Raw genomic sequence first — 14,510 nt, 5'->3', positions numbered from 1 at the left:
CGCCTCCCAGCCTCGGGGGCCAGGCTGGCAGCACCCCTCACCGCACCATCGAAAGGACCACCCATGCCCGGAGCCCTCGTCCTCGCCGGAGGCGGCCTCGCCGGAATCGCCTGGGAGCTCGGCATCGTCCGCGGCCTCAGCGACGCCTCGCCCGAGGCGGCCCGCCTCCTCCTCGACCCCGCCACGACCCTGATCGGCACCTCGGCCGGCTCCGCCGTCGCCTCGCAGCTGAGCACCTCCGTCGGCCTCGACGAGGCCTACGCGTCCCAGCTGCGCGAGGAGTCCGCCGAGATCGGCGCGGTCGTCGACGTCGAGCGCCTGCAGGCGAGCTACGCCGCCGCGATCGAGGGCGCGACCTCGCCGGAGGACGCCCGTCGCCGCATCGGCGTGCTCGCCCTCGAGACCGCGACCCTCTCCGAGGAGTCCCGCCGCGACGTCATCGCCGCGCGGATCGCCGACGCCGACTGGCCCGCGCAGCGCCTCCTGATCACCGCGATCGACACCGCCACCGGAGCGCTCGCCGTCTTCGACCGCACGAGCGGCGTCGGCCTGGTCGACGCCATCGCCGCCAGCTGCGCGGTGCCCGGCGTCTGGCCGCCGGTGAGCATCGACGGCGTCCGCTACATGGACGGCGGCGTGCGCTCCGGGAGCAACGCCGACCTCGCCGCCGGCGCCGACTGGGTGGTCGTCATCACGCCGATGTCCGGGATCGGCTCGCCCGGTGTCGGCACTCTGCCCACCGCCGAGCTCGAGGCACTGTCGGGCTCGCGCGTCGAGGTCGTCTATGCGGACGAGGCGTCGATCGCCGCCTTCGGCCCGAACTCGCTCGACCCCGAGGTCCGTCCCGCCGCGGCGCAGGCCGGCCGGGCGCAGGGCGCGCGGATCGCCGCCCGGATCGCCGCACTGGTCGGCGCGGACGAGCCGGCCCGCGCCTGACCGGCGCCCGCGTCGCTCCTCCTCAGGGCTTCACGCCGTAGCGGAGGAACACCGTTCCGTCCGCGAAGCTGCGCTGCTGCCGGAGCTCGAGGCGGCTGCGGAAGCCGCGGGGGAGGAACGGCGTCCCGCCGCCGACCGCGATCGGCGCCACGTACCAGCGGATCTCGTCGACCACGCCGGCCAGGAGCGCCTGCGCCCCGAGGGTCGCGCCGCCGACGGAGACGTCGTGCGGCTTCGAGCGGACCTCCTGAGCCACGCCCACCGGATCGAACGTCCGCTCGAGCCGGGTGCGGCGGGTGCGCACGGCGGGCAGGGTCGTCGAGTAGACGACCTTGTCCGCCGCGCGCCACATCTCCTGGAAGTCGTGGATGAAGGCGAACTGCTCGGCGAGCTCGTAGCCCGCGTCCCAGCCGCGCATGGTCTCGTAGATCCGGTGGCCGTAGAGGTACGTGCCCACTCCGGTCTCGGTCTCGTTGATGAAGCGGTGCACCTCGGGGCGGGGCGTGGCCCAGCTGAAGTCCCCGGTCTCGTCGACGGTGTAGCCGTCGATCGAGGCCACACCGCTGTAGACGAGCGCGCCCACAATGGCCTCCTCCGCGGCCGGCTTCGGGTTCCGGCCACGCCCGCGAGGGTAGGTGTGAGAGCGCTCCAGCGCAACACCTGTCGGAGAACAGTCGCTGAACGGCGGCCCCGCGGCGGCGACGGCCCGCTCCGGGCTCAGTGGCGGCCGCTGAGCAGCGCCAGCACGTCGGCGTGGCGCCCCTCGGCCTCGGCGTCGCGGAGGAAGCGCACCCGGTCCACGAGCACCTCCTCCACCTCCGGCTGGGAGGCGAGGATCCGCACCGTCTCGTCGAGGAACTCGTCCAACGGCATCGCGCTCGGGTCGTCCTGCTGCCCCATCAGCGTGGTCTGGACGGCCGGCGGCACCAGCTCGATCACCTGCACCGGAGTCTCCGCGAGCTGCGCCCGCAGGCTCTGCGTGTAGGAGTGCACCGCGGCCTTGGTCGCGCTGTAGGTCGGGGTCGCCGGCAGCGGAACGAACGCGAGCCCCGAGGACACGGTCATCAGCACGCCGTCCGGCTTCGCGGCGATCCACGGCGTGAAGGCGGTCAGCGTGCGGATCGTGCCGAGCAGATTGGTCTCGACGATGGCTGCGGCGGTGTCGAGGTGCCCCGAGTCCTGCAGGTCCTCCGGCAGCATGATGCCGGCCATCGTGACGACGACGTCGAGGTCGGGGTGCTCCCGGGTGACCGTCTCGACCGCGGCGGCGATCGACTCCGGGTCGGTGACGTCGATCACGACCGAGTGCGAACCGGGGTGGGCCGCCGTGAACTCGTCCAGCAGCTCGCTGCGGCGACCGCCGAGGATCACCGTGCTCCCCGCGTCGAGGAAGCGCTCGGCGAGGCCCCGGCCGATGCCCGAGGTCGCGCCGGTGATCAGGATGGTGCTGCCCGTGGTCTTCATGTGGTCTCCTCCGTGTCCCGGGCTGTCCCGCCCGGCTGACCCCAGCGTCGCCCTGCGCCGCACGGGCCGGAAGGGCTGGACGATCCAGGGATCGGCGCTCCCTGGTCCGCGATGCGCGCGGACCGGCAGGATGAGCGCATGGACAGACCTGCGCTCGCCGAGTTCCTCCGCGGCCGACGCGAGCGGCTGCAGCCGTCCGACGTCGGCATGCCGCCCGGAGCGCGCCGCCGCACCGCGGGCCTGCGCCGGGAGGAGATCGCCGCCGCCGTCGGCATGTCCGCCGACTACTGGTCGCGGCTCGAGCAGCAGCGCGGCCCGCAGCCGTCCGAGCAGATGCTCACCGCGATCGCCCGCGGGCTGCGCCTGGACCTCGACGAGCGCGACCACCTCTTCCGGCTCGCCGGGCAGACCCCGCCCGCGCGGCACCGGCGCGACGAGCACGTCTCCCCCGGGCTGCTCCGCGTCCTCGACCGGCTGGACGACACTCCCGCGCTGGTGATCACCGAGCTCGGCGAGACCCTCGTGCAGAACCGCCTGGCCCGTGCCCTCTTCGGCGACGGCGACGCCGGGACCGGCCTGGACCGCAGCGGCATCCACCGCTGGTTCGCGCACCCCGACGAGGCCCGCCGCAGCTACCCCGAGCGCGAGCACGAGCACCAGGGGCGGATGCAGACCGCCCAGCTGCGCTTCGCCGCCGCGGCACCCGACGCCGACCCGCTGGCCGGGCGGATCATCGCGTCGCTGCTCGGTCGGAGCGAGGAGTTCCGCCGCTACTGGGAGCTCCAGGAGGTCACGGCGCGCTTCGAGGACCACAAGACCCTGCGGCACCCCGAGGTCGGCGAGATCGACGTCGACTGTCAGGCCCTCTTCACCGAGAACCAGGCGCAGGTGCTGCTGGTGCTCACGCCGCGGGCCGGATCGCCCGCCTCCGCCGAGGCCCTCCGGCTGCTCGGAGTCGTCGGCGATCAGCGGCTGACGCCGTCCGCGTAGGGCCGGCGTAGGGCAGGTCTCGACCGGGGCGGGTGTCCGCGAGGGTCCGTCCGCGCCGGGGCGCGTGTCCGCCGCGCGCCGGGGTCCGCCTAGGGTGGAGGCGGTCGCAGCGAGCGGCCGCGAAGGGTTCCTCATGAAGATCAGCCAGCTGCGTCACTTCGTGGCCGTCGCCGAGGAGCTCCACTTCGTGCGCGCCGCCGAGAAGCTCGGCATCTCCCGCGCGAAGCTCGACTCCTCCGTCGCCGCCGTCGAGCTCGACCTCGGCCGCCCGCTCTTCGAGCCCGGCGCCGCCGCCACGACCCTCACCGCCGCCGGCCGCCAGCGCCTCGCCTCGGCCCGCGAGGAGCTCGCCGCCCTCGGCGACGAGCCGGAGGAGGCCCCCAAGTCCGGCGGCAAGGCCAAGGCCTCGAAGGGCACCGGCCGCGCCCCCGTCGTCAAGGGCCAGCCCAAGCCCTACAAGCGCCGCCAGTCCCGCTGACCCGAGGTCCCGCGAGGCTCTCCTGTGGGCCCTACCGGGCTCGAACCGATGACATCCACGGTGTAAACGTGGCGCTCTACCAACTGAGCTAAAGGCCCCCGTCGCGGCCGGGCCGCGGACGATCGGATCGATCCTACGACACGGCTCGCAGCGCTACTCTCGGCGCATGGCGGACACGGACGACACCCGCGCGAGGCGCCGGGCCGAGAGCCGCTGGCCGGCCTCCGCCGCGATCCTCGTGGCCGTGGCGCTCAACCTCGTCGGACACGATCCCGGCACCTCGGTCGTCCGGATCGCCGCGGCGGTCCTGACGCTCGCGCTGCTGATCCCGCTGTTCGTGGTCAACCCGCGGCGCCTGGACACCGAGACCCGCTGGTCGCGCGGAGTCTCGATCGCCCTCGCGGTCGTGCTCGCCGCGGCGAACCAGATCAACGTCGGCCGGGTCGTGATCGACCTCGTCGACGGATCCGCCGACGGCCCGCTCCTGTTGCTCACCGCACTGCAGGTCTGGGTCACCAACGTCGTCGCCTACGCGCTGATCTACTGGGAGCTCGACCGCGGCGGCCCCGTCTCCCGCGGCACGCTCGAGCGCTCGCAGCTGCCGCCCGCCGACTTCGCCTTCCCGCAGGACACCTACCGCGACACCGTCAGCGAGGTCGCGGTCGGCTCCTCCGAGAAGGCCGACTGGCGTCCCGGCTTCGTCGACTACCTCTACGTCTCGACGACGAACACCATGGCGTTCAGCCCCACCGACACGATGCCGCTGTCCAGCCGGGTGAAGCTCCTGATGGCCCTCGAGGGCGTCACCGGCTTCGTCCTGCTGGCCCTGGTCATCTCCCGAGCCGTGAACATCCTCAACTGACGCGCTGGCGCAGTCCGCGAGATGCCACTTATGAGCGCGACACGCCGTGAAAGGCGATCATAAGTGGCATCTCGCGGAGGGTGTCAGGCGTGGGCCGGGGTGAGCGCGTCGATCGCGGCGCGGTAGTCGTCCATCGAGCGGGCCTCGCCGGGCGCGGTGATGAAGGTGTCGCGGATGACGCCCTCCTTGTCGATGAGGAAGGTGGCGCGCGTCGCGTAGCCCTTGCCCTCGAGGAAGACGCCGTACTGCTTGGCGACGTCGCCGTGCGGCCAGAAGTCGGAGAGCAGCGTGAAGTCGTAGCCCTGCTTCTCGCCCCAGGCGCGCAGGGTGTGCTTGGAGTCGACGGAGATGCCGATCAGCTCGACCTCGGCGTGCTCGAACAGCGAGAGGTTCTCGCGCAGTGCGCAGAACTCGCCGGTGCAGGTGCCGGAGAAGGCGAGCGGGAAGAAGACGAGGGCGACGTTGCGCCGCCCGTGGAAGTCGCCGAGCTGGATGCGCTCGCCGTACTGGTTCGCGAGTTCGAAGTCGGGAGCCAGCGTGAGCTTCTCGAGAGCCATCGGACGATGTCCTTCCATGCGCACGAATGTCGCGCGAGCACGAGGGGCAATGCTAGACCTGCTCCGCCGATCAGCCAAGGGACCGCGACGATCGGCCGCTGGACGCGGTCCGGATGGAGAAATCCCACAGTGCCCTGTGCGGTTCCGTCGTGGATCGCCACACATGACCGGAATCGCTAGGCTTGCACGGGTGCCCGCGCGCTCCTCGTCATCCGAGGGTCCTGCGCGCGGATCCGCACCGCTTCATGAGAGTGATGTCTCGGGCACGATCTGCCCCCAGAGAGAGGTCGAGGGTGACTGTTAACGATCAGGACCCGTATTCCGTCGGACACGTCGACTCGGATCCCGAGGAAACGTCGGAGTGGAACGAGTCGCTGGACGCGCTCGTCGAGGAGCGGGGTGCCGGTCGCGGACGCGACGTCATGCTCAGCCTCCTCAAGCGCTCCAAGGAGCTGCACCTCGGCGTTCCGATGGTGCCGACGACGGACTACATCAACACCATCGCGGCCGAGAACGAGCCCGACTTCCCCGGCGACGAGGACGTCGAGCGCCGCTACCGCGCCTGGATCCGCTGGAACGCGGCCATCCTCGTGCACCGCGCGCAGCGCCCCGGCATCGGCGTCGGCGGGCACATCTCGACCTACGCGTCGAGCGCCTCGCTCTACGAGGTCGGCTTCAACCACTTCTTCCGCGGCCAGGACCACCCGGGCGGCGGCGACCAGATCTTCATCCAGGGCCACGCCTCCCCCGGCCCCTACGCGCGCGCCTTCCTCGAGGGACGCCTGAGCGAGCACCAGCTCGACGGGTTCCGCCAGGAGAAGTCGCACCAGGGCGGCGGACTCTCCAGCTACCCGCACCCGCGCCTCATGCCGGAGTTCTGGCAGTTCCCGACCGTGTCGATGGGCCTCGGCCCGATCAACGCGATCTACCAGGCGCAGGCGAACAAGTACCTCACCAACCGCGGCATCAAGGACGCCTCCGACCAGCAGGTCTGGGCGTTCCTCGGCGACGGCGAGATGGACGAGGTCGAGTCGCGCGGTCAGCTCCAGGTCGCCGCGAACGACGGCCTCGACAACCTCAACTTCATCATCAACTGCAACCTGCAGCGCCTCGACGGCCCGGTCCGCGGCAACGGCAAGATCGTCCAGGAGCTGGAGTCGTTCTTCCGTGGCGCCGGCTGGAACGTCATCAAGCTCATCTGGGGCCGCGAGTGGGACGACCTGCTCGCCCGCGACACCGAGGGCGCGCTGCTCGACCTGATGAACAAGACGCCCGACGGCGACTTCCAGACCTTCAAGACCGAGGACGGCGCCTACGTCCGCGAGAACTTCTTCGGCCGCGACGAGCGCGCCAAGAAGCTCGTCGAGGACTACAGCGACGAGCAGATCTGGGGCCTGCGCCGCGGTGGTCACGACTACCGCAAGATCTACGCCGCGATGAAGGCCGCGACGGAGCACAAGGGCCAGCCGACCGTCATCCTCGCCCACACCATCAAGGGCTACGGTCTCGGCCGCAGCTTCGAGGGCCGCAACGCGACCCACCAGATGAAGAAGATGACGCTCGACAACCTGAAGGGCTTCCGCGACACCATGCGGATCCCGATCACGGATGCGCAGCTCGAGGAGAACCCCTACCTCCCGCCGTACTACCACCCCGGTCAGGGCGACGAGGCGATCGAGTACATGCAGGAGCGCCGCCGCGCGCTCGGCGGCTACCTGCCCGAGCGCCGGTCGAAGTACACCCAGCTCTCGCTGCCGGACGACTCGGCCTACAAGATCGGCAAGAAGGGCTCCGGGACGCAGGAGATCGCCACCACCATGGCGTTCGTCCGCATCCTGAAGGACATCCTGCGCTCGAAGGACTTCGGCAACCGCGTCGTCCCGATCATCCCCGACGAGGCCCGCACCTTCGGCATGGACGCGTTCTTCCCGAACGCGAAGATCTACAACCCGCGCGGCCAGCACTACACGTCGGTCGACCGCGAGCTGCTCCTGGCCTACAAGGAGAGCCCGCAGGGTCAGATCCTGCACGTCGGCATCAACGAGGCGGGCGCGCTCGCGGCGTTCACCGCGGTCGGCACGTCCTACTCGACGCAGGGCGAGCCGCTCATCCCGGTCTACGTCTTCTACTCGATGTTCGGCTTCCAGCGCACGGCGGACGCGATCTGGGCGGCGGGCGACATGATGGCCCGCGGCTTCATGATCGCGGCGACCGCCGGTCGCACCACGCTGACCGGTGAGGGCCTCCAGCACGCGGACGGCCACTCGCCGATCCTCGCCGCCACGAACCCGGCCGTCGTCAGCTACGACCCGGCGTACAGCTACGAGATCGCGCACATCGTGCAGTCCGGTCTCGAGCGGATGTACGGCGGGAAGCACCCGGACCCGAACGTCATGTACTACGTGACGGTCTACAACGAGCCGATCGTGCACCCGAAGGAGCCCGAGGACGTGGACGTGGACGGCATCGTCCGCGGCATCCACCGCGTCTCCTGGGGTCAGTGGGACGGCCCGAAGGCCCAGCTGCTCGCGTCCGGCGTCGCCGTGCCGTGGGCGATCGAGGCGCAGAAGCTCCTCGCCGAGGACTGGGGAGTGTCGGCCGACGTCTGGTCGGTCACCTCGTGGAACGAGCTGCGGCGCGACGGCATCAACGCCGAGCACCACAACTTCCTCTACCCCGAGGACGAGGCGCAGGTCCCCTACGTCACGCAGAAGCTCGCCGACGCGAAGGGCCCCTTCGTCGCCGTCTCGGACTTCTCGCACCATGTGCCGGACCAGCTGCGGCAGTTCATCCCGGGCGACTTCGCGACGCTCGGAGCGGACGACTTCGGCTTCTCGGACACCCGCGCCGCCGCACGTCGCCACTTCAAGATCGACGGACCGTCGGTCGTGGTGCGCACGCTGCAGCTGCTCGCCAAGCGCGGCGAGGTCGACCCCTCGCTCTCCGCCCAGGCGATCCAGAAGTACAGCCTCCACGACGTGAACGCCGGCACCACCGGCAACGCCGGCGGCGATAACTGACGGACGGCTCGGTGCTCTCCTCCGACGACGCGCAGTCGACGACGCGGGGAACCGCCCCTTCCGCGGAGCGTCCGGCCACCCGGCCGGGCGCTCCGCGCACGAAGGAGCAGACCCTCGCCTGGCTGCGGACCCTCTCGGGCGAGCTGTCCACGCAGACCATCAAGAAGCTCGAGGACACGCTGCCCTGGTACGGCAGCATGCCCCCGGGCCGCCGCTCCGCGGTGGGCATGGTCGCGCAGGCCGGCATCACCTCGTTCATCTCCTGGTTCGACGACCCGTCGGCGACGCCGTGGATCGCCGCCGACGTCTTCGGAGCGGCTCCCCGCGAGCTGCTCCGCTCCGTCTCGCTGACCCAGACCCTCCAGCTGATCAAGGTCACCGTCGAGGTCGTCGAGGAGCGGATCACCAACCGCGGCGAGGACCTGCGCGAGGCGATCCTGCTCTACTCGCGCGAGATCGCCTTCGCCGCGGCCGACGTCTACGCCCGGGCGGCCGAGGCGCGCGGCCTCTGGGACGCCCGGCTCGAGGCGCTCGTCGTCGACTCGATCCTCACGGGCGAGGCCGACGACGAGCTGCCGAGCCGCATCGCGGCCCTCGGCTGGCACGGCCACGGCGAGGTCGCGGTGCTCGTGGGCACCGCGCCGAAGATGCTCGACGTCGACCAGCTCCGCCGCACCGCCCGGCACATGAGCGCCGACGTGCTGATCGGCGTGCAGGGCAGCCGGCTCGTGCTGGTGATCGGCCGCGCCGAGCCGAGCGAGAACGCGACGGAGGAGACCGGCCCGCCAGTCGCCTTCCTCGAGATCGCGAACGCGCTCGAGCCGGGCTTCGGCTCCGGTCACCTGGTCCTCGGCCACGAGGTGCCGACGCTCGTCGAGGCCTCGCGCAGCGCCCGCGCCGCCCTGGCCGGCTTCGCGGTCGCGCGCTCCTGGCGCAACGCCCCGCGGCCGGTGAACGCCGACGACCTCCTCCCCGAGCGCGCGCTCGCCGGCGATCCCCTCGCCCGGCACAGCCTGATCACCCAGATCTACAAGCCGCTGCAGAAGCACTCGACCGAGCTGCTCACCACGCTGTGGGCCTACCTGGACAACGGCCGCTCGCTGGAGGCGACGGCCCGCGAGCTCTTCGTGCACCCCAACACCGTCCGCTACCGCCTGAAGCGGGTGGCGGAGGTGATCGGCTGGGACGCGACGGGCGCTCGCGAGGCGCTCATCCTCCAGTCGGCCCTCATCCTCGGCTCGATGAGCGACCCGGACGGAGCGGTCCGCCGCCGTCCGACCCGCAAGTGAGCCGCACCCCTCCTCGCACCCCGTTGTAGAACCGCCACAAGCTCTTTGTGGTTTGTCAGTACCTCAGAGCGCCGCACGAACCGGCGCGGATCGGAAGACTGAAAGCGTGATCGTCGTCGTCGCCCCGGGTCAGGGCTCCCAGACCCCCGGATTCCTCGAGCCGTGGCTCGCCGTCCCCTCGGTGGCCGAGCAGGTCGCCGCCCACTCGGAGGCGGTCGGCATCGACCTCGCCGCCCACGGCACCGTCTCGGACGCGGACACGATCCGCGACACCGCGATCGCCCAGCCGCTGATCGTCTCCGCCGGGCTGGTCAGCCTGGCCGCACTGCTCGAGGGCGGCCGCCGCGAGCGCATCGCGGGCATCGCCGGCCACTCGGTCGGCGAGATCACCGCAGCGGCCGGAGCCGGCGTCCTCTCCGAGCCCGACGCCCTCGTCTTCGTCCGCGAGCGCGCCCGCGCCATGGCCGCCGCGGCCGCCGCGACCCCCACCGCGATGAGCGCCGTCCTCGGCGGCGACGAGGAGGCGCTCCTCGCCCGCCTCGACGAGCTCGGCCTCGAGCCGGCCAACTACAACGGCGGCGGCCAGATCGTCGTCGCCGGCGCGGTCGACGCCCTCCAGGCGCTGAAGGACGAGCCCCTCCGCGGCACCCGCGTCGTCCCGCTCCAGGTCGCCGGCGCCTTCCACACCCGCTACATGGCGCCGGCCCGCGACGCCCTCGCCGGCGTCGCCGCCTCGATCACCCCGGCCGACCCGACGCTGCGCCTCTGGACGAACAACGACGGCTCCGTCGTCGACAGCGGCTCCCGCTTCCTGGAGCTGCTCGTCGGCCAGGTCGCCTCGCCCGTCCGCTGGGACCTCTGCATGGCGGCCTTCGCCGAGGCGGGCGTCACCGGCCTGATCGAGCTGGCCCCCGCCGGCGCCCTCGTCGGCCTCGCCAAGCGCGGCCTCAAGGGACTCCCGACCCTCGCGATCAAGACCCCCGACGACCTCGACGCCGCCCGCGCCTTCATCGACGAGCACGCCGCCTAGCAGGAGAGACCCATGACGACCCCTTCCCTCACCCAGTCCAGCGGCAGCCAGTACACCCGCATCCTCGGCATCGGCGCGGCCCGCGGCGACCTCGTCGTCCCGAACGACGACCTCGTCGGCCCGATCAACTCCTCCGACGAGTGGATCCGCCAGCGCACCGGCATCGTCGAGCGCCGCCGCGCCTCCTCCGAGATCCAGGCCGTCGACCTCGCGACGACCGCCTCGCTCGAGGCGATCGAGAAGGCCGGGATCCGCGCCGACCAGATCGGCCTCGTGCTGGTCTCCACCATCAGCAACACCGTGCAGACCCCGTCGCTGGCGGCGCTCCTCGCCGATCGGATCGGCGCGAACCCGGCACCCGCCTACGACATCTCCGCCGCCTGCGCCGGGTACACCTACGGCATCGCCCAGGCCGACTCGTTCGTCCGCTCCGGCCTCGCCGAGTACGTCCTCGTCGTCGGCGCCGAGAAGCTCTCCGACATCGTGAAGTCGACCGACCGCAGCATCTCCTTCCTCCTCGGCGACGGCGCCGGCGCCGCGATCGTCGGCCCGAGCGATACCGCCGGCATCTCGAAGACCGTCTGGGGCTCCGACGGCTCGAAGTGGGACACCGTCGGGATGGACAACCCGCTCGCCGCCTACCGCGACGGCGTCGCCGAGTGGCCGACGCTGCGCCAGGACGGCCCCTCCGTCTTCCGCTGGGCGGTCTGGGAGATGGCCAAGGTCGCCAAGCAGGCGCTGGCCGAGGCGGGCGTCGCGCCCGAGGACCTCGCCGCTTTCATCCCGCACCAGGCGAACATGCGCATCATCGACGAGCTCGCCAAGCAGCTGAAGCTGCCCGAGACCGTGACCATCGGCCGCGACATCGAGACGACCGGCAACACCTCGGCCGCCTCCATCCCGCTCGCGACCCACCGCCTGCTCGAGGAGCACCCCGAGCTCAGCGGCGGACTCGCCCTGCAGATCGGCTTCGGCGCCGGACTCGTCTTCGGCGCGCAGGTCGTGGTGCTCCCTTAGGGGGCGCAGGCCCACCCCTAAACTGACCTACGGTCACACGACGAACACCTCGATCTCGACGTACACCGAGTCGAAACACCCTGATCGAACACCCCTCAAGGAGAGAACCATGGCACTGTCCAACGAAGAAGTCCTCGCCGGCCTGGCCGAACTGGTCAACGACGAGACGGGCATCGCGACCGATTCCGTCGAGATGGAGAAGTCGTTCACCGACGACCTCGACATCGACTCCATCTCGATGATGACCATCGTCGTCAACGCCGAGGAGAAGTTCGACGTGAAGATCCCGGACGACGAGGTCAAGAACCTCAAGACGGTCGGCGACGCGGTCACCTTCATCGTCAAGGCCTCCGCGTAACCAGCGCACCGCGCTTCCCGTCCTCGCGGCGGACACCCCGGCCAGGGCCCTGAGCCCGGCCGGGGTGCGCCCGGAACCCACCCGTCACGGAACAGAGATCGTCGTCATGAGTCCCAAGAAAATCGTCGTCACCGGCATCGGAGCCAGCACGCCCCTCGGCGGCACCGCTCGCGAGTCCTGGAACGCCCTTCTCGCGGGTGAGTCCGGCGTCAGCACGATCCAGGCCGACTGGGTGACCGAGCTCGAGCTCCCCGTCACCTTCGCCGCGCAGGCGAAGGTGCGCCCGGAGGAGGTCCTCCCCCGGCCCGAGGCCAAGCGCCTCGACCCCTCCAGCCAGTTCGCCCTCATCTCCGCCCGCGAGGCGTGGGCCGACTCCGGCATCACCGACGTCGACCCGCTGCGCGTCGGCGTCGACTACTCCACCGGCATCGGCGGACTCTGGACCCTCATCGACGCGTGGGACACCCTCCGCGAGCGCGGCCCCCGCCGCGTCCTCCCGATGACCATCCCCATGCTCATGCCCAACGCCGCCGCGGCCGCGATCAGCATGTCGATCCCCTCCCGCGCCTACGCCCGCACCGACGTGTCGGCCTGCGCGTCCAGCACCGAGGCGATCGCCAACGCCTACGAGCACCTCCAGCGCGGCCTCGCCGACGTCGTCATCGCCGGCGGCACCGAGTCGGTCGTCCACCCGCTCCCCCTCGCCGCCTTCGCCTCGATGCAGGCCCTCTCGCGCCGCAACGACGACCCGGCCACCGCCTCCCGCCCCTACGACGTCTCCCGCGACGGCTTCGTCCTCGGCGAGGGCGCCGCCACCCTCGTCCTCGAGACCGAGGAGCACGCGCTCGCCCGCGGCGCCCGCATCTACGCCGAGCTCGCCGGCGGCGCCGTCACCAGCGACTCGTACCACATCACCGCCCCCGACCCCGAGGGCTCCGCCGCCGCCCGCGCCATGATCGAGGCTCTCGAGCAGGCCGGCGCCGCCCGCACCGACGTCACCCACGTCAACGCCCACGCGACCAGCACCCCCGTCGGCGACATCGCCGAGTACCGCGCCCTCGCCCGCGTGTTCGGCGACCACCTCCCGAACATCGCCGTCTCCGCCACCAAGGCCGCCACCGGCCACCTCCTCGGCGGCACCGGCGCCCTCGAGGCGATCTTCACCGTCCTCGCCCTGCACGAGCGCACCGCCCCGCCCACCATCAACCTCTTCGAGCAGGACCCGCAGATCCCGCTCGACGTCGTCACCAGCCCGCGCGACCTCGGAGCAGGGCCCCTCGTCGCCCTCTCCAACTCCTTCGGGTTCGGGGGGCACAATGCTGTTGCCGCGTTCCGCTCGGTGTAACGGGGCGTAGCCCCGTCACTCCGAGCGGAACGCGGGCTGCGCCGCGCAGCGCGCGGCGCAGGCGCGTCCGCTCCCTGCATGGTCGCGTTCCGCAGGGCCGGTGCGGTGCGGCGACGGCGATCCGCTGGAACGCGGATCGCCGGATACGCCTCGTGCCGCGAGGGCGGTCGTTCACCGCAAGCCCTCGCCCACAGTCCTGGGAACCAGACCGCATCGCCTGCGGCTCGCTCCGTCGGACACTCGCTGCAGCACTCCGGGTGCGCCCACCCCTCAGAGAGTCGCGCGCACCGTATCGCCGCGCGCCCCGAGGCGCATCCGGCGATTCGCGTACCAGCGAATCGCCGTCGCCGTTCGCACCCCGCTCTGCAGAACGCGACCACCTCCCCGAGCCGACCGCGCTGCGCCGCGCAGGGAGCGGCGCAGAAATCGGCACGGCACAGCGTCGGCTGAGCGCTCTGCTCAGCCGACGCTGTGCATCCAGATGACCCGCGCGAAGTCGCTGGCGGCGCGGAACGGCTCGAGCTCGTCCTCCCAGGCCTGGCCGAGGGCGAGGCGCAGCTCCCGGTGCAGCTCGATGGGGTCGGCGCCGGCGCTCTCCATGGCGGAGCGGATGCGGTCCTCGGGGACGACGGTGTTGCCGGCGCTGTCCGTCTGCGCGTAGAAGACGCCCAGCTCGGGAGTGTGCATCCAGCGGCCGCCGTCGACGCCCGGAGAGGGGTCCTCGGTCACCTCGTAGCGGACGTCGGCCCAGCCGCGGAGCGCGGAGGCGATCGCCGCACCGGTGCCGACCGGTCCCTCCCAGGCGTACTCGGTGCGCTGGGCGCCGCGCTGCACCGGCTGCTCGATCCAGTCGAAGTTCACAGCACGACCGAGAGCGCGACCCGCTCCCCATTCCAGATGGGGGCAGAGCGCGCGGGGGGCGGAGTGCACGAAGAGCACACCCCGAGTCTGTTGCGTCACCACGCTGTCCTCCGTCCGTCCTGGTGCGTCTTCCCCAACGACCTGGACCACGAGCGACGTGCAGTGCCTTCTTGTGCGGTGGACGAGCCACCAGTCGAGATTATGCAGGACCCTCCGCGCCACGACAAGGCGCCTCGCCGCTCCCGCCGCCGGGTCGCGCAGATCCCCTGCCTATACTCGGGAAAGTCCGCCCGAACCGCGGCG

The 14,510-nt window shown here is 71.7% G+C and carries 14 protein-coding genes and 1 tRNA gene; 10 read left to right on the top strand and 5 right to left on the bottom strand.

Going from position 1 to position 14,510, the window contains the following annotated elements:
- The first annotated feature begins 63 nt into the window (after positions 1 to 63).
- On the top strand, positions 64 to 936 hold the full coding sequence (locus EDF43_RS16940; protein WP_132437793.1) for a patatin-like phospholipase family protein: 873 nt from the start codon (positions 64 to 66) through the stop codon (positions 934 to 936).
- Positions 937 to 958: 22 nt separating this feature from the next.
- On the opposite strand, the gene EDF43_RS16935 is transcribed toward EDF43_RS16940, so the two are convergent.
- Positions 959 to 1,519 carry a dihydrofolate reductase family protein gene (locus EDF43_RS16935; protein WP_132437792.1) on the bottom strand — a complete coding sequence of 187 codons (561 nt, stop codon included), beginning with the start codon at positions 1,517 to 1,519 and terminating at the stop codon, positions 959 to 961.
- 134 nt (positions 1,520 to 1,653) lie between these two features.
- The gene (locus EDF43_RS16930; RefSeq protein ID WP_132437791.1) at positions 1,654 to 2,400 is read right to left on the bottom strand and encodes an SDR family NAD(P)-dependent oxidoreductase; all 747 of its coding nucleotides are present in this window, start codon (positions 2,398 to 2,400) and stop codon (positions 1,654 to 1,656) included.
- A gap of 138 nt (positions 2,401 to 2,538) precedes the next feature.
- Between EDF43_RS16930 and EDF43_RS16925 the strand changes: the two genes are divergently transcribed.
- Positions 2,539 to 3,390, top strand: a complete 852-nt coding sequence (locus tag EDF43_RS16925; protein ID WP_132437790.1) for a helix-turn-helix transcriptional regulator — start codon at positions 2,539 to 2,541, stop codon at positions 3,388 to 3,390.
- 133 nt (positions 3,391 to 3,523) lie between these two features.
- Entirely contained in the window at positions 3,524 to 3,868 is a 345-nt protein-coding gene (locus EDF43_RS16920; protein WP_123445667.1) for a LysR family transcriptional regulator, read from the top strand.
- Between the two features lie 25 nt (positions 3,869 to 3,893).
- Here EDF43_RS16920 and EDF43_RS16915 read toward each other — a convergent pair.
- Positions 3,894 to 3,966: transfer RNA gene (locus tag EDF43_RS16915), tRNA-Val, on the bottom strand.
- A 68-nt stretch (positions 3,967 to 4,034) separates the two neighbouring features.
- Here EDF43_RS16915 and EDF43_RS16910 point away from each other — a divergent pair.
- Complete coding sequence (locus tag EDF43_RS16910; RefSeq protein WP_132437789.1) at positions 4,035 to 4,730, top strand: DUF1345 domain-containing protein; 696 nt, start codon at positions 4,035 to 4,037, stop codon at positions 4,728 to 4,730.
- Between the two features lie 83 nt (positions 4,731 to 4,813).
- Here the strand turns inward: EDF43_RS16910 and EDF43_RS16905 are convergent, their stop codons facing one another.
- Complete coding sequence (locus EDF43_RS16905) at positions 4,814 to 5,287, bottom strand: peroxiredoxin (protein ID WP_123445665.1); 474 nt, start codon at positions 5,285 to 5,287, stop codon at positions 4,814 to 4,816.
- A 293-nt stretch (positions 5,288 to 5,580) separates the two neighbouring features.
- On the opposite strand from EDF43_RS16905, the gene aceE reads away from it, so the two are divergent.
- From aceE to EDF43_RS16875, 6 genes are all read left to right on the top strand, one after another.
- Entirely contained in the window at positions 5,581 to 8,307 is a 2,727-nt protein-coding gene (gene aceE, locus EDF43_RS16900; protein WP_132437788.1) for a pyruvate dehydrogenase (acetyl-transferring), homodimeric type, read from the top strand.
- 122 nt (positions 8,308 to 8,429) lie between these two features.
- On the top strand, positions 8,430 to 9,596 hold the full coding sequence (locus EDF43_RS16895) for a helix-turn-helix domain-containing protein (RefSeq protein WP_207901826.1): 1,167 nt from the start codon (positions 8,430 to 8,432) through the stop codon (positions 9,594 to 9,596).
- Between the two features lie 106 nt (positions 9,597 to 9,702).
- A complete protein-coding gene (locus EDF43_RS16890) occupies positions 9,703 to 10,626 on the top strand; it encodes an ACP S-malonyltransferase (RefSeq protein ID WP_123735482.1) in 924 nt (307 codons plus the stop codon).
- A 12-nt stretch (positions 10,627 to 10,638) separates the two neighbouring features.
- Positions 10,639 to 11,643, top strand: a complete 1,005-nt coding sequence (locus tag EDF43_RS16885; RefSeq protein WP_123445661.1) for a beta-ketoacyl-ACP synthase III — start codon at positions 10,639 to 10,641, stop codon at positions 11,641 to 11,643.
- 109 nt (positions 11,644 to 11,752) lie between these two features.
- Positions 11,753 to 12,001: an acyl carrier protein gene (locus tag EDF43_RS16880; protein ID WP_123445660.1), complete on the top strand. Its 249-nt coding sequence runs from the start codon at positions 11,753 to 11,755 to the stop codon at positions 11,999 to 12,001.
- Positions 12,002 to 12,107: 106 nt separating this feature from the next.
- On the top strand, positions 12,108 to 13,346 hold the full coding sequence (locus EDF43_RS16875; protein WP_123703161.1) for a beta-ketoacyl-[acyl-carrier-protein] synthase family protein: 1,239 nt from the start codon (positions 12,108 to 12,110) through the stop codon (positions 13,344 to 13,346).
- A gap of 459 nt (positions 13,347 to 13,805) precedes the next feature.
- Here EDF43_RS16875 and EDF43_RS16870 read toward each other — a convergent pair whose 3' ends face one another.
- The gene (locus EDF43_RS16870; RefSeq protein WP_123703159.1) at positions 13,806 to 14,285 is read right to left on the bottom strand and encodes a DUF3145 domain-containing protein; all 480 of its coding nucleotides are present in this window, start codon (positions 14,283 to 14,285) and stop codon (positions 13,806 to 13,808) included.
- Between the last annotated feature and the right edge of the window lie 225 nt (positions 14,286 to 14,510).

Source organism: Rathayibacter sp. PhB179 (assembly GCF_004345345.1).
Lineage (GTDB): Bacteria > Actinomycetota > Actinomycetes > Actinomycetales > Microbacteriaceae > Rathayibacter > Rathayibacter festucae.
The sequence above is the reverse complement of the archived record's forward strand: the minus strand, read 5'-3'. Positions and strand labels throughout refer to the sequence as shown.